This window comes from Varibaculum prostatecancerukia, from assembly GCF_943169825.2.
GTDB classification, from domain to species: Bacteria; Actinomycetota; Actinomycetes; order Actinomycetales; family Actinomycetaceae; genus Varibaculum; species Varibaculum prostatecancerukia.
In genome coordinates, this window is sequence record NZ_OW968402.1 from 463165 (window position 1) to 481824 (window position 18660).

The 18660-nt window shown below is 52.6% G+C and carries 22 protein-coding genes; 18 read left to right on the forward strand and 4 right to left on the reverse strand.

Annotation, left to right across the window (positions count from 1 at the left end):
• The first annotated feature begins 140 nt into the window (after nt 1-140).
• From KO216_RS02055 to truA, 14 genes are all read left to right on the forward strand, one after another.
• Nucleotides 141-839 carry an LPXTG cell wall anchor domain-containing protein gene (locus KO216_RS02055; RefSeq protein ID WP_215522661.1) on the forward strand — a complete coding sequence of 233 codons (699 nt, stop codon included), beginning with the start codon at nt 141-143 and terminating at the stop codon, nt 837-839.
• A 119-nt stretch (nt 840-958) separates the two neighbouring features.
• Nucleotides 959-1933: an LCP family protein gene (locus KO216_RS02060; RefSeq protein WP_215522662.1), complete on the forward strand. Its 975-nt coding sequence runs from the start codon at nt 959-961 to the stop codon at nt 1931-1933.
• A gap of 200 nt (nt 1934-2133) precedes the next feature.
• Nucleotides 2134-3426: a preprotein translocase subunit SecY gene (gene secY / locus KO216_RS02065; protein ID WP_215522663.1), complete on the forward strand. Its 1293-nt coding sequence runs from the start codon at nt 2134-2136 to the stop codon at nt 3424-3426.
• A complete protein-coding gene (locus KO216_RS02070) occupies nt 3423-3989 on the forward strand; it encodes an adenylate kinase (protein WP_215522664.1) in 567 nt (188 codons plus the stop codon). The genes secY and KO216_RS02070 overlap by 4 nt, the downstream gene beginning before the upstream one ends.
• Before the next feature lie 34 nt (nt 3990-4023).
• Nucleotides 4024-4917 carry a type I methionyl aminopeptidase gene (map, locus tag KO216_RS02075; protein ID WP_215522665.1) on the forward strand — a complete coding sequence of 298 codons (894 nt, stop codon included), beginning with the start codon at nt 4024-4026 and terminating at the stop codon, nt 4915-4917.
• Between the two features lie 128 nt (nt 4918-5045).
• Entirely contained in the window at nt 5046-5588 is a 543-nt protein-coding gene (locus KO216_RS02080; RefSeq protein ID WP_215522667.1) for a type II toxin-antitoxin system PemK/MazF family toxin, read from the forward strand.
• Between the two features lie 233 nt (nt 5589-5821).
• Nucleotides 5822-6043: a translation initiation factor IF-1 gene (gene infA, locus KO216_RS02085; RefSeq protein WP_022864716.1), complete on the forward strand. Its 222-nt coding sequence runs from the start codon at nt 5822-5824 to the stop codon at nt 6041-6043.
• 46 nt (nt 6044-6089) lie between these two features.
• Nucleotides 6090-6203, forward strand: coding sequence for a 50S ribosomal protein L36 (rpmJ, locus tag KO216_RS02090; RefSeq protein WP_083378428.1), 114 nt, complete (start codon nt 6090-6092; stop codon nt 6201-6203).
• Between the two features lie 125 nt (nt 6204-6328).
• Entirely contained in the window at nt 6329-6706 is a 378-nt protein-coding gene (gene rpsM, locus KO216_RS02095; protein ID WP_071129424.1) for a 30S ribosomal protein S13, read from the forward strand.
• 46 nt (nt 6707-6752) lie between these two features.
• Complete coding sequence (gene rpsK / locus KO216_RS02100) at nt 6753-7151, forward strand: 30S ribosomal protein S11 (protein ID WP_022864718.1); 399 nt, start codon at nt 6753-6755, stop codon at nt 7149-7151.
• Between the two features lie 160 nt (nt 7152-7311).
• The gene (locus KO216_RS02105) at nt 7312-8313 is read left to right on the forward strand and encodes a DNA-directed RNA polymerase subunit alpha (RefSeq protein WP_215522669.1); all 1002 of its coding nucleotides are present in this window, start codon (nt 7312-7314) and stop codon (nt 8311-8313) included.
• A 57-nt stretch (nt 8314-8370) separates the two neighbouring features.
• Nucleotides 8371-8949 carry a 50S ribosomal protein L17 gene (gene rplQ / locus KO216_RS02110; RefSeq protein ID WP_215522670.1) on the forward strand — a complete coding sequence of 193 codons (579 nt, stop codon included), beginning with the start codon at nt 8371-8373 and terminating at the stop codon, nt 8947-8949.
• A gap of 193 nt (nt 8950-9142) precedes the next feature.
• Entirely contained in the window at nt 9143-9901 is a 759-nt protein-coding gene (locus KO216_RS02115; RefSeq protein WP_215524005.1) for an ROK family protein, read from the forward strand.
• On the forward strand, nt 9901-10773 hold the full coding sequence (truA, locus tag KO216_RS02120) for a tRNA pseudouridine(38-40) synthase TruA (RefSeq protein WP_215522671.1): 873 nt from the start codon (nt 9901-9903) through the stop codon (nt 10771-10773). Before KO216_RS02115 ends, truA begins: the two co-directional genes overlap by 1 nt.
• Before the next feature lie 42 nt (nt 10774-10815).
• On the opposite strand, the gene KO216_RS02125 is transcribed toward truA, so the two are convergent.
• Together KO216_RS02125 and KO216_RS02130 are read right to left on the reverse strand one after the other, a co-directional pair.
• Complete coding sequence (locus KO216_RS02125) at nt 10816-11289, reverse strand: hypothetical protein (protein ID WP_215522672.1); 474 nt, start codon at nt 11287-11289, stop codon at nt 10816-10818.
• A gap of 268 nt (nt 11290-11557) precedes the next feature.
• Nucleotides 11558-11818, reverse strand: a complete 261-nt coding sequence (locus KO216_RS02130; protein ID WP_215522673.1) for a hypothetical protein — start codon at nt 11816-11818, stop codon at nt 11558-11560.
• Nucleotides 11819-11841: 23 nt separating this feature from the next.
• Between KO216_RS02130 and KO216_RS02135 the strand changes: the two genes are divergently transcribed.
• The 3 genes from KO216_RS02135 to rpsI all read left to right on the forward strand — a co-directional run bounded on the left by KO216_RS02135 (nt 11842) and on the right by rpsI (nt 13969).
• Nucleotides 11842-12654: a hypothetical protein gene (locus KO216_RS02135; RefSeq protein WP_215522674.1), complete on the forward strand. Its 813-nt coding sequence runs from the start codon at nt 11842-11844 to the stop codon at nt 12652-12654.
• 349 nt (nt 12655-13003) lie between these two features.
• On the forward strand, nt 13004-13450 hold the full coding sequence (rplM, locus tag KO216_RS02140) for a 50S ribosomal protein L13 (protein WP_215522675.1): 447 nt from the start codon (nt 13004-13006) through the stop codon (nt 13448-13450).
• 27 nt (nt 13451-13477) lie between these two features.
• Nucleotides 13478-13969 carry a 30S ribosomal protein S9 gene (gene rpsI, locus KO216_RS02145; protein WP_215522677.1) on the forward strand — a complete coding sequence of 164 codons (492 nt, stop codon included), beginning with the start codon at nt 13478-13480 and terminating at the stop codon, nt 13967-13969.
• Nucleotides 13970-14082: 113 nt separating this feature from the next.
• Here the strand turns inward: rpsI and coaA are convergent, their stop codons facing one another.
• A complete protein-coding gene (gene coaA / locus KO216_RS02150; protein ID WP_215522678.1) occupies nt 14083-15087 on the reverse strand; it encodes a type I pantothenate kinase in 1005 nt (334 codons plus the stop codon).
• Nucleotides 15088-15182: 95 nt separating this feature from the next.
• The gene (gene glmM, locus KO216_RS02155; protein ID WP_215522679.1) at nt 15183-16523 is read right to left on the reverse strand and encodes a phosphoglucosamine mutase; all 1341 of its coding nucleotides are present in this window, start codon (nt 16521-16523) and stop codon (nt 15183-15185) included.
• Between the two features lie 158 nt (nt 16524-16681).
• On the opposite strand from glmM, the gene glmS reads away from it, so the two are divergent.
• Nucleotides 16682-18646, forward strand: a complete 1965-nt coding sequence (glmS, locus tag KO216_RS02160) for a glutamine--fructose-6-phosphate transaminase (isomerizing) (protein WP_215522680.1) — start codon at nt 16682-16684, stop codon at nt 18644-18646.
• Nucleotides 18647-18660: the final 14 nt, after the last annotated feature.

Sequence of the window (18660 nt, forward strand, 5' to 3'; positions counted from 1 at the left end):
AACAGCTACAGCACATCTGAATTATAAGATTCAGTTGAATATATCTTCCCAGTTATGCAAGGCTAGCCTTGTGGTTGGTTTCAATAAGTAGATATATCAACTTGCCAACCCCCATCTTTCTAAGGGAAGGAATATTAAATATGAAGAAAACACGGAAACTTGCCACCGCTGTCGCCGCTTTTGCGCTTTCTTTCGCAATGGTGCCCTCGGCAATCGCGGCCGACTATTCGAACCCCGCTCCGGGGAACTACTCGAACCCCGCTCCGGGGAGTTATTCGAACCCTAATGGCGGTAGCAATGGGACTCTCGCTACGCAGGGAGATGTAACCCCCAATGGTACCTCTGCGAAATACGGTGACTACACCTTCAGTGGTGATTTGTCGGCTACCCGTGATGGGCAGACCGTCAGCTTGGATGCACTGAAATATGGCGACATTTTGGTACTGACCACCAAACCGGTTGTAACCACCGGTGCCAGTGGTAAATCATTTGACACCATCCAGAATGTCACTTTGCATTCAAATCCGGTGAATCTGGGTAACAAGTTTGTTCCCGCAGGTCAAACCACAACCTTCACCCACAGGTTGGGATGTGAACTTCAGGTTGGCAAACACACCGCAGAACTGACCGTCTATCCCAAAGGTGAAACCGCGGCCGTTGTTAATGATAAAGGTTTCTCCGCGTTCACCATCAAGGATAAAGCTGAAAACTGTGGCAAATTCGATAAAGGCTTCCAGGGACCAAAAACTGGTGCCGTGGCATCAGTAGCGGCTGTATCGGCGGGTGCTCTGGCAGCTGCTGGAGCCGGAATTGTTGCTCTCCGTCGCCGTTTTAGCTAATAGATTTTAGGTATTGCTAAATAACTAAGCAGTTTAATGGCTGAGGCACTCAGGTGCCTCAGCCATTAAATTTATGTCTATGACGATTTACTTTTCCGCCGTTACTGAAGATTCTTGTTATGTCTCCATCCTCACTTACTGCTAGACGCAAAAGATTTTTGATCGCTGCGCTGGTTGTGGCACTGGTTTTCGTGCTGCTACCGCTTATTGATCTGTTATTACTCTCCAAGCAGGTAGAAAAAGTTAATTTTGCTCAGCCCCTTGGTAAGGGATCTGATACCTGGCTTTTGGTTGCCAGTGATTCTCGCGCTGACGCGCCCAGTTACTTGCAATCTGATGAAGATGAACAGGCGCAGGGGGAACGGGCAGACTTAATCTTTTTAGCTCGCAGATCAGGAGCTAAGTTAATCCTGGCCGCATTGCCACGAGATATAGATGTGAACTATCAGAATAATCCCGCAACTAGGCTGACTTTGATGCTAGTTTTTGGCCCTACCCGTTTGAACGCATCCTTATGTAACGATATTGGGGTTCCGGCTGAGCACTATATGCAGATAGATATGAAGGGCTTCGTTAAGCTCACAGATGCTCTCGGGGGAGTGCAGATCGACGTAGCCCATTCTATGCGCGACCGGGACGCGAAATTGAATCTTAAGTCAGGGAGGCAGACTCTCCATGGTAAACAGTTGTTAGCCTTTGTCCGGGCTCGCAGTTACCAGGAACTTATTGATGGTAAATGGCAAACCATTAGTGCCGAAGAAGGCGCGAACATGAGGATGGAGCATTCCAAAATTGCGGTCAGGGAAATACAAGACAAGTTGGCTAACACAAAGAATCCTTTTGTTTGGAGAAAAGCGACCTGGAGCGTAGCCAAAGATATAAAGATTGATGAAAACAGCTCCTGGAGTGAGGTATTGGCTTTAACCAGAGGGAACTTAGAGTTTCATACTATTGATTCCAAAATAGTATCCTCCGACAAACTGCACCGGAAGCTGACCCCTAAAGGAGAGCAGCAGCTAAGAGATTTAGGTTTCAAAAAACCTTGCAAACTTTATCATCGTGAGACTACCGCCGAGGTCAACTTAAAAGACTAAAAATATTGGCAACCACGATGAGCATTGAAAATAGGAGAAAATGTTTTCTTTGCAAAAGTCGAAAAGGTTGATTGCAACAAAAGATGCCGGGATGCACATCTTCTAGCCTATGTGCCATTACCGGCTAAAATTGTGTAGGCTACTAAGGGTTATAGAATCAACTTTTCTGTGCTGTTAAAGAACATAGTGCTGGAGGCAGCTTGCTTAGCGTATTCGTACAGGCGTTTAAGACGCCCGATCTTAGGAAAAAGCTCCTGTTCACCTTGGCGATTATGGCGCTCTACCGGATCGGATCTCATATCCCCTCTCCGGGGGTTAACTATCCGAACCTACAGGCTTGCCTGAAGAATAATGAGCAAAACGGTCTCCTTGACCTGGTGAACCTGTTCTCAGGGGGAGCATTGCTTTCACTATCAGTGTTCGCCATGGGCATCATGCCCTACATTACGGCTTCGATTATTACCCAGCTGATGCGGGTAGTGATTCCTCGCTTCGAGGATTTGCATCGTGAAGGGCAAGCCGGAAAAGCCAAAATGACCCAATACACTCGGTATCTGACTATCGGACTCGGGGTATTGCAGTCGGTCACCATCATCTATATGGCGCGTTCGGGGCAGCTGTTGCAAGGGTGCGCTCCCAGCAAACCGATTATTCCTGACCAATCGGCGCTCAACTACCTCATCATGATGATTACTATGACCGCCGGTACCGGCCTGATTATGTGGCTAGCCGAGCTGATTACCGAAAACGGTATCGGCAACGGTATGTCCCTCCTGATCTTCACCGGGATTGTGGCAAATATGCCAGCACACCTGCAGTCGATTGGTGCTTCTGGTGGGGTCTGGAAGGTATTTATTATCATCGGCTTGGTTGCTTTGATTACCCTGGCAATCGTGTTCGTAGAGCAGGCCCAACGGCGCATCCCGGTACAGTATGCCAAACGGATGGTAGGCAGACGGATGTATGGCGGATCCACCACCTATATCCCCATGAAAATCAATATGTCGGGGGTTATCCCGGTGATTTTTGCGGCCTCGCTGCTAGCTATGCCGCAAATGGTTGCCCGTTTCGGCAAACCTACTGCCGGCTGGGTCAAATGGATTAACGACAACTTCCAACACGACTCCTTGCTGTACCTGATCTGCTATGCGTTGCTAGTTTTAGGTTTCGCCTTCTTCTACACCCAGATCACTTTCAATCCCGAGGAAATCGCCGACAATATGAAGAAGTACGGCGGCTTCATTCCCGGTATTCGTGCGGGGGCTCCCACCGCAGACTATCTACACTATGTGATTAGCCGGATTACCACTGCCGGCGCTCTCTACCTAGTAGTGGTGGCCATGGTGCCGATTGTGGCGCTGATTCCGCTGAAAGTCACCCAGATGCCGTTCGGAGGAACTACCCTGTTAATTATGGTGGGTGTGGGTCTGCAAACGGTACAGCAGATTGACGCTCAGCTTCAGCAACACCACTACGAGGGATTCCTTAAATGAAAAAACGCCTGTTGATTCTGGGCGCACCTGGTGCCGGCAAAGGTACGCAGGCGCGTAAGATTTGCGAACTGCTAGATATTCCTACTTTTTCTACTGGAGAGATGCTCCGCAGCCAGATGAAGGCGGGCACCGAGCTAGGGAAAAAAGCCAAAGAACTGATCGATCGGGGAGAGCTAGTACCCGATTCGGTGATTAGCTCCCTGGTAGAGGCAGAGCTACAGTCACCGCACTACCGCGAAGGTTTTCTCGCTGACGGTTATCCCCGCAACCTGGAACAGGCTCATTTCCTGGATCGGGTACTCAAAGATATGGGCACTAAGCTCGATGCGGTCATCAATTTGGATGTTCGTCTAGAGGACGTGGTGGGGCGGCTACTCAAACGCGCCGAGATTGAAAACCGTTCCGATGATACCGAACCGGTAATTCGTCGTCGCCTACAGGTCTATCAGGAACAAACCGAGCCCCTGGTACGTTACTATCGTGAGGCTGGTCTGCTAATAAATATCGATGGTAATGGCTCTATCGATCAGGTTTGGGATAGTATCGCCGCCCAGCTGCAGTAATTGAAAAACCGAATCGGGAAGAAGATAAGTAGCTATGCTATTTGGGCGCGGCATTGAAATAAAAAATCGACAGCAGCTTGGTTATATGCGGCAGGCGGCGTTGATTGTCAATCAAATCCATGAGGCCGTCTGGGAAAATGCGCGGACAGGGGTGACTCCCCGGGAAATCGACGAGATTTCGGCGCAGGTAATCGCGGATGGTGGCGCCCATTCCAACTTCTTGGGGTATTTTGATTACCCTGCGACCATTTGTATCTCAGTCAATGACACCGTGGTACATGGTATTCCTGGAGATGTTCCCTTCGAAACCGGCGACTTAGTTAGTTTCGATTGTGGCTGTTACCTGGAGCGAGATGGAAAACAGTGGCATGGGGATTCCGCGTTTTCCGTGATTATTGGAGAAGAACCAGCACCGAAGCCCCAGCCTTCTATTGCCGCTCATGAATACCCGACGTCCTCAGAAAAAGAGCAGCTGCTAGAAATTACTCGCTACAGTACCTGGGCGGGAGTAGCGGCGATAGCTGGCTCGCGTGCCCGGGTGAACGATATTGGTGCCGCGATCGAGGACGCAGTGGACTCTTTCGGTGAACGTTTCGGCTGGACGGCAGGAATCGTAGAAGAGTTCACTGGACATGGGATTGGTACTGCTATGCACCAGGCACCCGATGTGTTCAACTTCCGCGCCGCCGGGCGATCAGCGGCAATCAAACCCGGGATGGTGCTGTGCGTGGAGCCGATACTTACTCGCGGTTCCAATAAAGTTGCCACTATGGCCGATGAGTGGACAGTGAAAACCGTAGATCACGCCCTTGCCTGCCATTGGGAGGCGCAAGTCGCGGTGTTAGAAGACGGGATTTGCGTTCTCAACCAGCCAGATTTTGGTGCGGCAGCTCTAGCGCCTTTTGGAATAAAGCCGGTGTCGCTGTAAGTAGCTACCCAAGGTATCAACGCTGTAGCTGCCTTTAAAATCTCCGTTTCCAGTTGCGGCCGTACCTTTTTATTCAGCGCTCCTGCGCTCCCTCCTGGTACAGTCAGTTCTGAAAAGGAGGCGAGCCAATGCGTATTTCCTTTAGGAAACTTACCCGGATGCTATCGCAGCTAGGCGGCAGCCAGCTGGAGCAAGCGACCTCGCACCCCAATCGCCGTCGGCAGCAGAAAAAATCTGTGCACCCTTTTGGGCGGGCGCGTTATCTAACTAAAGGTGACAAGATTCCTCCCTTCGTTTATGACCCTAAAATCGGCAATGGAGCCGCCGACCCAGGCGAAGTGATTTGGTGTTGGGTTCCCTATGAAGAAGAGGATGGGCGTGGTAAAGATCGGCCCGTGCTGGTTATGGCCGCAACCGCTAACGCAGTTATCGGAACTCAGCTGACCAGCAAAGATCACGATAAAGACGCCGAACAGGAAGCACATTGGGGGCGCTATTGGATGGATATTGGCGCTGGAGCCTGGGACTCTAAAGGTCGCGAATCAGAAGCTCGCCTGGATCGGTTGTTGCTCATTCCTCGTCGAGAAGTGCGCCGGGAGGGTGCCCGCCTAGAACGTGAGCTGTTTACCCAGGTCGCGACGGCTATCCGTAAACGACAAAAACTCAAATAGCTAACCACCGGTATCCGGCTATGGATGGGGTGAAGGACCTACTTGTTGAAAACGTAAGGTGCGAGCTGCGACACGCTGATGATTGCGAAAAAGGCAAAGGCGTGACCGATTTAACCCTCTATCAGCTTTAGGTTTGTCCCGTTACTAACGTAAGGTTGACTATTGGGTTTGTGACTAGAGGGGCAAAGTGTACCTTCTGGTCATCCTATGTGGACAAGGTTAGTGAAGGATAGATGGCGAAAAAAGAAGGCGTTGTAGAGGTCGAAGGTACCGTAGCAGAGGCACTCCCGAATGCATATTTTCGGGTGGAACTCGAGAACGGTCATAAGGTGCTAGCGCACATTTCGGGCAAAATGCGTCAGCACTATATCCGAATCTTGCCCGAGGACCGCGTGGTCGTAGAGCTCAGTCCCTACGATCTATCGCGAGGTCGAATCGTTTACCGATACAAGTAAGACAGTATTGGCGGTGGGATAATCCGGCCGCAACTAGAGGAAAATTATGAAGGTTAAACCCAGCGTTAAGAAGATCTGTGAAAAATGCAAGGTGATTCGTCGCCACGGCGTTGTCATGGTGATCTGCGATAACCCTCGGCACAAACAGCGTCAGGGTTAGTCGAAAAATAAAATAGCGCACTATCGGCATCTTTGATTTTCAAAGGTGACCCCAGGTCCGGAGGCCTGGGCCGCAACAGCGGAAGATAGCGCGACGGCCTCCGGAAAAATGTGGAGAGAAAATTAATGGCAGCACGTATTGCCGGTGTTGATCTTCCGCGCGAGAAGCGTCTGGAAGTGGCACTTACTTACATTTATGGCGTCGGGCGCACGCGCGCTCAAAAAACGCTGAAAGAAACCGGAGTTTCTCCGGATGTGCGCGTAAAAGATATTTCGGAAGAAGATCTGATTAAAGTACGCGACTTTATTGAATCCAACTACAAGGTTGAAGGCGACCTTCGTCGTGAGGTCCAAGCCGATATTCGCCGCAAGATCGAGATCGGTTCCTACCAGGGACTGCGTCACCGCTTCCATTTGCCGGTGCACGGTCAGCGGACCAAGACCAACGCGCGTACCCGCAAGGGACCGAAGCGCACCGTTGCCGGTAAGAAGAAGGCTGTATAAGTAAGCGCAGGCACCACCTGCTGGATCTGAGGAAAAGAAGGAAGATATGGCTGCTAGTTCCATAAAGAGCCGTAAGCCGCGTCGGGCTGCGCGTAAGAACGTTATTCAGGGAAAAGCGTTCATTAAGTCCACATTCAATAACACTATCGTTTCGATCACCGATCCCTCCGGAGCTGTTATCTCCTGGTCATCTGCCGGTCAGATGGGGTTCAAAGGATCGCGTAAATCTACGCCGTTCGCTGCGCAGATGGCTGCGGAAGCTGCCGCTCGGCGCGCCCAAGAGCACGGCATGAAAAAAGTTGACGTGTTCGTTAAAGGACCGGGTTCTGGTCGCGAGACCGCTATCCGCTCCCTACAGGCTACCGGGCTCGAGGTGGGGTCCATTCAGGACGTCACCCCGCATGCCCACAATGGTTGCCGTCCTCCCAAGCGTCGTCGCGTCTAACGCGTCCTAACTGAAGCAGAAAAAAGAAGATAGTAAAACACTTCTGTGGGTCTCCAGGCCGTCATTTGGGAGATTTCGCAGTCTTGTCTAAGAAGCTGGCCTCAGGCCAGAACGTTCGTTCCAGTCATATGGCGGGCTGGGCGGCAGAAAGGACAACACGTTGCTTATTTCACAGCGACCCGTGCTATCGGAAGAAGTGGTCAGCGATCAGCGCTCCCGCTTCACCCTTGAACCCCTAGAACCCGGATTCGGGCACACCCTAGGAAACAGCTTGCGGCGTACCCTACTTTCCTCCATTCCCGGAGCCGCAGTTACCTCGATCCGGATCGAGGGGGTGCCGCATGAGTTCCGTACCATCCCGGGAGTGATGGAGGACGTCTCCGAGATCATTCTGAACATTAAGCAGATTGTGCTTTCTTCCGAGAATGACGAACCGGTGGTGATGTATCTGCGTAAAGCAGGTGCGGGACAGGTCACCGCAGGGGATATTACCCCTCCGGCGGGAGTAGAAATCCACAACCCGGATTTGTACCTGGCCACTCTTAACGAGTCTGGCAAGCTAGAAATCGAATTGACAGTAGAACGTGGTCGTGGCTATGTTTCCGCTGATCAGAACAAGTCGGATGGGCACGAGATTTCTCGGATTCCCATTGACTCTATCTACTCTCCGGTGGTGAAAGTCCGCTACAAGGTAGAGGCTACCCGCGTGGAACAGCGCACCGACTTTGACCGCTTGATTGTGGATGTGGAATGCAAACCGGGGCTAGCTCCTCGGGATGCGCTGGCTTCTGCAGGTAAAACCCTGGTGGAGCTATTCGGGCTGTGCCAGGAACTGAATATCGAGGCCGAGGGCATCGAGATTGGTGCTCCGCAAACCGATCAGGCGCTCGCCCAAGATTTGGCGCTCTCTATTGATGACCTGGGTCTGCAGTCGCGTTCTTATAACGCATTGACCCGCGAAGGGATCAACACGGTGGGGCAACTGGTTGCCCGTTCCGAGGCCGATCTCATGGATATCCGGAATTTCGGCGCCAAGTCAATCGAAGAGATTAAGGCGAAACTCGCCGAAATGGGGATGGCGTTGAAAGATTCTCCGCTGCCCACCCCGGTCAGCCTGGACGACCTGGCCACTCCCAGTTCGCTACAGTTCTCTGACGACTAAGTCGGGTTTTCTCGGCGCGAAAACAATAAAGTTTTTTAGGAAAGTAAAGGAAGAAAAATGCCTAAGCCAACTAAAGGTCCCCGGCTAGGAGCCGGCCCGGCACATGAGCGCAAAATTCTGGCTAACTTGGCGAAGTCACTGATTGAACATCGTTCGATTCGTACCACTGAAGCCAAAGCTCGTCGCCTGCAGCCTTATATCGAAAAGCTGATCACTAAGGCGAAGAAGGGTGATATCCACAATCGCCGTATGGTTGCCCGTAAGCTGGGTACCCAGGTTGATAAGTATACCCGCGGTTTTGATGCGGTCTACACTCTGTTTGATGAGGTAGTTCCGGATTTGGATCCCAACCGTCAGGGCGGTTACACCCGGATTGTGAAGCTGCCGACTCGCCGTGGAGATAACGCTCCTATGGCCGAGATTTCTTTGGTTACTGAAAAGGTAGAGGCGAAAGCCAAGGTGCAGCCCACCAAGGAAGAAGCAGCTAAGCCGGAGCCCGCTGAGGAAGCTAAAGAAGCCGAAAAGGTCGAAGAAACCGCGGAAGAAGCGGTAGAAACTTCGGACAACGGCGAAGAAAGCTCCGAAGCGGCAGAAGCTGAAGAGACTGAAGAAGCGGAAGATACCGAAGAAAAGTAACTCCGCTAGTATCGGCGGGTAACTCCGCTAGTATCGGCGGGTAACTCCGCTGGTATTTAACAGCTACTCGGTGCGGGCAGTTGGCAGCTAGTTGCCAACTGCCCGCATTATTTTTTGGCTCCTAGTTCAGGAAAATCATTCTTAGAATCGGCAAGTACAAATCTCCAGGTAAGCTAGGAATATGGGAAAACAGATGAAAAATCTCCTCACTTTATCGGTAGATTGTGGGGGCGGGGGAATCAAGGCCTCGGTACTCGATAAACGAGGCACCATGGTGGCACCTTCACTGCGAGTACCTACCCCTTACCCGTTGCCTCCAGAAAAGTTAATCGAAATTGTTGAGAGTTTTCGTTCCGAATTTCAAGTAGGTACCAACCGGATCACCGTGGGAATGCCGGGAATGATCCGCCACGGGGTAGTAATCTCCACCCCGCACTATGTGTGCCGATCTGGACCGCGCACCCGTGTGCTACCAGAAATGGTGCAAGCCTGGGAAAACTTTGACCTCGCCAGAGCCTTGGAAGAGGCAACAGCTCTACCTTCGCTGGTGTTAAATGATGCCGAAGTAGCTGGAGCTGGGGTGATCTCTGGTACCGGCATGGAAATGATTATTACCTTGGGTACCGGCTTGGGGAACTCGATTTGGGATGGGGGGCGTCTCGCTCCTCATATGGAGCTCTCTCATATGGTAGCCCGTTGGGGATTGCTATTCGATGACTATGTAGGCGAGCCCGAGCGGGTACGAATGGGGGATACTCACTGGTCACGGCGAGTTCGCCGGGTGGTAGGGGTTTTGCGGGAGGCGATCATGTGGGATCGGCTCTACCTGGGAGGGGGAAACTCGGCGCATATCGTGGAATCGGTGCGTAAGACCCTGGGAGAAGAAGTAATCATCGTACCTAATGATGCCGGTATCCGTGGCGGGGTGCGCGCCTGGGATTTGGTGACTTAATGAGTGCCCGGATACGTTTACGCCTAGACCTTGCCTATCGCGGACAGCCCTTTCACGGCTGGGCACGCCAACCTAATCTATTGACCGTTCAAGGTCGCCTGGAGGAAGCCTTAACCCTGATTACCCGCCAGCAGGCGCAACTCACAGTGGCGGGGCGTACCGATGTCGGGGTACATGCCCGGGGACAGGTAGCGCATCTGGATGTGCCCGCAGAGTTTTGGTTTTCCTTATCGCGAGGACGCGACGAGGACGACCAAGTGCGCGCCGCACGGCTGCGTGCCCGCCTAGAAGGCTTAGCGGGACGCGGTTTAAACGGTGCTTTGGCAGTCAAGCAGATCAGCGTAGTTGCAGGGGATTTTGATGCTCGATTTTCCGCGCTTTCCCGCAGCTATCGTTACCTCATTTGCGACGATCCCCGGGCGGTAGATCCTTGTCGCCTAGATATCGCGCGCGCGTCCTCGCCCTTAGACGCGAAAAAAATGCAGGTGTCGGCACAAACTCTTCGCGGTGAGCACGATTTCCTTCCCTTCGCTAAGCCTCGCGAGGGCGCCACTACCGTGCGCACCCTCCATTCCTTTACTATTTCGCGTCCCCAACCGGGAATCGTGCAGGCCTTGATTTGTGCGGATGCGTTTTGTCATTCCCAGGTGCGGTTCATGATGGGCGCCTTGATCGAAATCGGGCGAGGAAAATATGACCCTAACTGGATAGCGGAACTCTTAGCTGCCGGGGTGCGTGACCAACGAGTACCACTCGCCGATGGGAGGGGGCTAACCCTTTGGGAGGTTTCCTATCCACCTGCCAGTCAGTACGCTGCGCAAGCCCAAAAAGCTAAAGTAGTGCGCACCCTACCGCAGGGGAATAGCCGATAAAATCGGTGTCGCCAGGACAGAAAGAATGAGTGAATAAACCAGCTATTGATTATTTGGGTTGTTGCTAGCCATTTGACTGGCAATTTCCTTCACAGGAATAGATATCGGGGAAGATAAATTCTTCGTTGCGCCCACATCTTCTTTAAAGGGTTCCGCCCCGCAATAATCATCTACCCCCATTTTCAGCTTGACGAGGCTAAAGGCTCCAGCGACTTCCCCAGCATCTACATCTAGTTCGTACCCTTCCTCTATCAAGGCGCTATATATGGTAGACCCACGTTCTTGTTCCGATAGTTTCCCATAATCTTCACAGGTCATCGCCGATTTAGATGTAAAAAATCCGGTCGAGACTACAAACCAGATAATCGCCACAACTACTACGATTACCACTATCGCGATTAGACCGAGTAGCACCACGAATACTGGTGATAGCTTCTCTGATTCATCCGAGGAGGAATCATTGGGATTGTTATTTGCTGGATTGGGATAGTAATCAGGGTTTTCTTCGTTGATCATGTTGCCATGCTATCTGCGCATACCTGCCTTTACGCGGAGTTTGTTTGTATGAAATCTAAGGTATAAGCAACTCTTGAGGGTGTTTTCTTGATTAGATAACCTAAAGATGTTTTCTGAAAAAGCAGTTTGTTCAGTGTCTGTCAAAGTTGCAGTGTGCCAGGAATACTTTGGATAGCTGGTTCGGAAAGTTGCTGAGCGAATGCTCCAAAAAATCTTATATTGTCTATCCTCTGATATCAGAGAAAGGTACGAGCGATGACGCAAATCTCTAGTGACGGTGAAAATTCCCCGCTACCTGCTCAAGATAGCCCTGTGGGCGGTAATCCTTCAGGGATGCCGCCGAGCGGATATCCGCAATGCAACCCAGAAACTTATGGGGGTGGGAGCGCACCCCAGTATCCAGTGGGATACCCGCAGCCGCCAGCCTATCCACAACCACCGACCTATCAGCAGCCGCCCAGGCGCCCAGAGCCACCTTGGCAGGCTCAACCAACGAATCCTTTAGAGGAATCTTCGAGTAGCCTCTCACCCCAACTCCAGGATTATCAGCAGATGCCCGCGCCGGTACCACCCGAGTTTACACACCCTCCTCAGCCGAGTAGCATGCCTCGTATTTGGAAAGTTGCCCTGATTACCTTGGTGGTTGTAGCTGTTGTGGCTGTAGGGGTGTTTGTGGGGTTGAAAATATCGAAGGCAGACTCCAGCTCCGCCCTCAAATCAAAAACCGCAAGCAGCGCCGTGCCCAAATCGCCTAAAGCAAAGCAAACCACTTCGGTACCTGCTGATTACATCAAGAAGATTGATTTTGCCAACAGCTATTTGCCCAACTTTAGTGAATACAGTGCAGAAAAATGTAGCGAAAAGGAAAGTGAGGATACCGAAGTCCCTTTCATGAAAATGCCGGATAGTTCTGATCCTTGCTGGATTAAAATGAATGGCGGAGTTTCTGAGGATAAATTTTCTGAGAGTTTTGACCAGGGATATCGCCATATAAATGCCGGTGATCCGGTTAGTAAGTTAGGAGAAAACTCTTCTTATGCTGTTGGCTGGGAAGAATATACGCACCCCAGCGGCACTCCTTATTATCTAGCTGATATGAATGGTGATGGGTATTTAGATGCCATGACCGTGGGTGGGAATATCTCGGAAGGCACTTTTGCCAATCTGTGTATTTTAGATCCCGCAGATCCTGACCATCCCTATTGTCTGGCACGTTGGATTACTTTGGGGGGATCACAACGTTTTGACTTTAACGGTAATAACGAGATGGCTCGTGCGCTAAATAACGGCGAGGTCGAGAGTACTTTTACCGTCAGTATGAAGGATGGGAAACCATATCTTACGGAACATGCCTTAGATAACTAAAACCCTAGCTGCAGGTTAGGGCATAAAGTCTATTCCGGTCTTAAGGGAGTGCCTTCGCCCTTAGTTCTTGACCCAAAAACAGCAGGCGATGTGCTAAAAATAACAGGTAAAATTTTTGCCCCAGCATCACTACACCGGATATAGTCAAATAGTTGTGTGTCCTGGAACAATCCAGGCGCAGGTTATTTACCTGCAGCATTGGCAAATACGGGACGCTAGACGGAAAGAAATGCAAAGTCGGGTGGAAAACACTACGGCGGCGTCCGCAACATTTTAGGCACTTGTTGCCGTTTCTGTTGCCGCGCCCTCGCAGAATCTACCCCCAAGGAAGAAACGAAGGCTTAAGCCCGTGCGAACTTATAATCCGAAAGCCGGTGACACCCAAGATAAGAAGTGGTATGTCATCGACGCTGAAGACGTCGTTCTCGGACGACTGGCGGCCGTTGCCGCCAAGCTGCTGCGTGGCAAGCATAAGCCGACCTACACTCCCAACGAGGATATGGGCGATCACGTTATTATTGTGAACGCCGCCAAGGTCGGACTTACCGGCAATAAACGTGAGCAGAAACGCGCCTACCGTCACTCCGGGTATCCCGGTGGCTTGAAATCTCTAGCCTACGGTGACTTACTAGATAAGAAACCGGAAGTAGCAGTACAAAAAGCGGTGCGCGGCATGGTTCCCCACACTAAGTTGGGGCGTGCCCAAATGAAGAAGCTGCATGTATTCGCAGGTCCCGAACATGACCACGCGGCACAGCAGCCGGAACCTTACGAAATTAAGAAAATCGCCCAGTAGCCCTGAGCCAAGACCCTGAGGAGAATTGTGGCTGATACCACCGAAAACGAAGAGCTGTTGGAGGAGAACGCCCCCAGCTCTTACACCACGGAAACCCAGTCGGAGCCGACCGGCTCCGGACAGTCCGTGACAGCTCCCGGCATCGGGCTGGGACGCCGTAAAAGCGCAGTTGCGCGTGTCCGGTTGAATCCGGGCAGCGGCGAATGGAAGATTAACGGCCGGACTTTGGAAGACTATTTCCCGAACAAGCTGCATCAGCAGCTAGTACGGTCGCCGTTTACCCTACTAGACCTAGAGGGGCGCTTTGATGTTGTCGCTCGGGTATCTGGTGGGGGAAGCTCCGGTCAAGCCGGGGCAGTGCGTCTGGGCGTTGCCCGCGCACTAAACGAAATCGATCGGGAAGCGAACCGTCCTGCCCTGAAGAAGGCAGGATTCCTTACCCGCGATTCGCGCGCTGTTGAGCGCAAGAAGCCTGGCCTCAAGAAGGCGCGTAAGGCTTCGCAGTACTCCAAGCGCTAGTTTTTTACGCCTAGTTATTTGCCCGGTAAGGTCGGTTAGTCCGGCTTTACCGGGCAAAACTATATTTTGCCGCCAAGGTCGATGAAATCATGAATCGAGAGTATGGCATCTAATCAGATTTTGCGTAGGAACACGTTTTCTAGGCGGTGCTGGGCGTCTTTACGCAAGATTAGTGTCGCCCGCCCTCTGGTCGGACGAATCTGTTGCTCCAGATTGGGCAGGTTTATAGAGGTCCAAATATCTACGGCGATTTGGCGCGCCACCGAATCGGAGATCCCCGCGTAGACCTGGAAGTAAGATTCGGGATCTTTAAAAGCGGATTCTTTGAGCGATACGAAACGCTCCACGAACCATTGTTCAATATCGCGGGTCCGGGCATCTACGTAAATCGAAAAGTCAAAGAAGTCACTGACCGCCAAGGATTTATGATCATCGAGCCCGCTACGCCCATCATCTTGATCCAGCAGTTTTTCGAGGTTAGGCAGGTCTTGGTGACCCCGATAGAACCAGGCAGGTTGCAAGACGTTGATGCCCTCTAGAATCAAAATATCGGGGCTGGCAACCGTCACATATTTATCCGGCACTACGTCGTAAGTGACGTGCGAATAAACCGGCGCTTTTACTTCCGGCACTCCTGCTTTTACCTGGGTAACAAAATTTAGGAGCGCGCGGCGGTTATAGGATTCGGGGAATCCTTTTCGCGCCACCAGCCCGCGCCGCTCTAACTCTGCATTCGGATACAAGAATCCGTCAGTAGTAACCAAGGCGACCCGTGAGGTCTCTGGCCAGCGGCTAAGTAGATTCTGGAGGATGCGAGAAGTGGTTGATTTTCCGACCGCTACCGAACCAGCAACCCCAATGATGAAAGGAATTTTTCGCTCATAAGGACGCCCAAAAAAATCTTGTTGATCTTGGGCGAGGGCGCGCGAATGCAAAACCCGGTACCGGAGCAGTGCCGAGAGGGGACGATAGACCGCGTCGGCCTCCTCTAAATCAATCGGGTCCCCCAAAGCAGCCAGAGAACGCAAATCAGCTTCGGTTAGCGGCATCGGGGTTTTAGCGGCGAGGGCGCGCCAAGCATCCCGATCGAACTGTTCGTAAATGGATTTTGCCGCCATATCCTTAGACTCCGCTCAAAAGTTTCGCGCTGATTCTGATTCCCGGTTCCCGCCAGCGCCTAGATGAACAACGCTGGCGGGAGCAGAAAATCACCCTATAAAGACAAGCGATTCTTAACTTCGCCCGCCAGGCGCTGACAAACCGCGTCGGCTTGTTCTTGGGTAGCGGCCTCCACCATTACCCGCACCAGCGGTTCGGTTCCCGAGGCACGCAACACGACCCGCCCGGTATCGCCCAATTCTTCCTCGGCCTTAGCGATTTTTTCCCGCAGCCCGGCATCATCGGTACGCGTCTTGTCTACGTTCGGCACGTTAATCAAGGTTTGTGGCAAGCGTTTTACGAACTCGCAAATCTTTTCTAGCGGTTGGCCAGCATCTTTAACCGCACGCGCGATGCACAGGGCAGTAAGAATCCCATCCCCGGTAGTGGCGTGGTTGGCGTTAATCACGTGACCAGACTGTTCTCCGCCCAGCACGAATCCTTGCTCCCGCATCTTTTCTAGGACATAGCGGTCGCCCACCGCAGTCTGTACGGTATTAATCCCTTTTTCTTTCATCGCCAAAATCAAACCCAGGTTCGACATAATCGTAATCACCAGGGTGTTTCCGGTAAGCTCGCCCTTTTCCTTAAAATAGGCAGCCAGCATTCCCATGATTTTGTCACCGTCCACCAGGTTTCCTTGGGAATCTACCGCGAGGCAGCGGTCCGCGTCCCCATCGAAAGCTACCCCAAAGTCGCAGCCGGCAGCCACCACTTGGCTCTGTAACTGTTCTGGGTGAGTGGAACCGCAATTGTCATTGATATTGCGTCCATCCGGGGAAGCATTGATCACTACAGTGTCGATTCCGGCTTCCTGTAGCGCCTCTGGCCCCAGCTTGGAAGCCGCCCCATTCGCGCAATCGACCGCTACTCGCAGCCCAGAAAGATCCCCAACTGCTCTCACCAGGTGTTCAATATAAAGTTTCTCGGCGCTTTCCCGTTCTTCCTCGATCTCGCCGACCCCTTCACCGGTGGGACGGTCAGTTTCGTCCCCCAGGAGCTGCTCAATCTGGTCTTCAATCGCATCGGGCAACTTATAGCCACCGCGGGCAAAAAACTTGATTCCGTTATCGGGCATGGGATTGTGAGAGGCGGAAATCATTACTCCCAGGTCAACGTCAGCTTTGGCGGTGAGATAGGCAACGCAGGGGGTCGTAACAACCCCAATGCGGTTAACGTCTACGCCCTCGGACGCCAGACCCGCAGAAATCGCATGATCCAGAAAGTCACCGGACATTCGGGTATCACGGCCGACGATTGCCCGTAGGCGGTGGCCTTTCGGCGTGTCTTTGCGCACCTGTTTAGCGGCGGCTCGTCCCAATTCCAAAGCCAATTCCGGGGTTAATTCTTTATTCGCTAGACCGCGCACTCCGTCGGTTCCAAAAAGTCTGCCCATTTTACCTGTCTTTCAACTAGCAGAATCTGACTTTCTCAGCCTACCGCACCAAACGGTCTTAATTTTCCTTCGCCACCAGCTACCGGGGATATTTCCTATTTATGCTGCTTAGGCGAGCGAGATAGCAATGTGGCGGAACTCGTGGGAAAATCTATTCTATGTGTGGAATCTTAGGAATGGTAGGGCTGGCGCCCACTAAAGATGCAGAAGAAGTGATTATGGGGGGTCTGGCCCGCCTGGAGTATCGCGGCTATGACTCGGCGGGGATTGGGCTTTCTACCCCCGGTGGGATCCAAATCCGCAAGAAAAGCGGAAAACTAGCGAATTTGCGAGCAGTTTTGCAAGAAAATCCGCTGCCTGAGGCAATCGCGGGGATCGGACATACCCGCTGGGCCACTCATGGGGGGCCGACCGATATCAATGCTCATCCCCATGCTTCCTCCGATGGGCAACTCGCGGTAGTGCATAACGGCATTATCGAGAACGCCGATAATCTGCGCCGCGTCCTCGAACAGCAAGGTTTTAGTTTCGTTTCCGAAACCGACACCGAGGTAATTGCGAACCTGCTGGCAGCATCCTACTTAGCTGATGAGGGCGAAGGCACCACCCTGGGGGAGGGCGCATCTGAGGTGCCCGCTCCTGTCCTAGATAAGGCGCAGTTTTCTGCCGAAGTGGCTGAAGGAGCCCACCGGGCGGCAGCGCGGCTATCAAGGGCGCTACTGAAGACCATGGCGCAGCTGAAAGGAACTTTCACTATTTTGGCGATTCACCGGGACGCTCCCGGGATAGTGGTTGCTGCCCGACGTTCCTCCCCACTGGTTATTGGGGTGGGCCAGGATTGCAACTACCTGGGCTCCGATGTTTTAGCTTTCGCCGATCACACCAAACACTGCCTGGAGATCGGGCAAGACGAACTGGTGATGGTGACTGCCAAGCAGGTAAAAGTAGCCGACAGTGAAGGCCAAGCGGTTACCCCCAAGCAGTTCACCGTTGATTTTTCGGTAGACCGCACCTCTAAGGGTGGGTGGGGGACTTTCATGGAAAAAGAAATCCATGAACAACCCCAGGCGGTGACTGCCACTTTGCAAGACCGTACCGATGCGCAAGGCTACCTCACCCTCGATGAGCTGCGTATCAGCCAAGATGTGCTGCGGCAAGTAAACAAAATGGTGATTATCGCTTGCGGCACCTCCGCCTATGCCGGACAGATTGCCCGCTACGCGATTGAGCATTGGTGCCGCATCCCGGTAGAAGTCGAGCTGGCCAGCGAGTTCCGTTACCGCGACCCGGTAGTTGATCAGCGCACCCTGGTGGTGGCGATCAGCCAATCCGGGGAAACCATGGACACGATTATGGCGGTGCGGCACGCCCGCGAACAGGGCGCAAAGGTACTGGCGATCGTGAACACTCCCGGCTCGACGATTCCTCGCGAATCCGATGCCGTGCTGCTAACCCATGCCGGTCCCGAAATCGCCGTGGCCTCCACCAAAGCTTTCACCGCCCAAATCACTGCCTGCTATCTGCTGGGACTATATTTAGCGCAGGTGCGGGGCAATAAATTCATTGACGAAATCGCGGATTACCTGGAGAAACTGGCGGCGGTTCCCCACAAGATGCAGACTCTGCTCAATGAAATGGAGCCGGTAGTAGAGGTAGCTAAACGCTACGGGAAAGACCTGAAATCCACGATTTTCTTAGGACGTCACGTGGGTTATCCGGTAGCGATGGAAGGGGCGCTGAAACTTAAAGAAATCGCCTATGTACATGCGGAAGGTTTCGCGGCGGGCGAGCTCAAACACGGCCCGATCGCATTAATCGAGCCGGGACAGTTCGTGTTTATCGTGGTGCCTACCCCGCGCCGCCCCGAGCTGCACCAAAAGGTGATTTCGAACCTGCAAGAGGTGCGCGCTCGCGGCGCGATTACCCTGGTGGTAGCGGAAGAGGGCGACGATAAAGTCGATAAATATGCCGACCATATTTTCCGGGTACCGCGTACTCCTACCCTCTATATGCCCTTGCTAACCGTGATTCCCCTGCAGGTATTCGCATGTGAGGTCGCCAAGAGCAAAGGGTACGACGTCGACCAGCCGCGTAACCTGGCCAAATCAGTCACGGTAGAATAAAAGGCAAGGTCAAA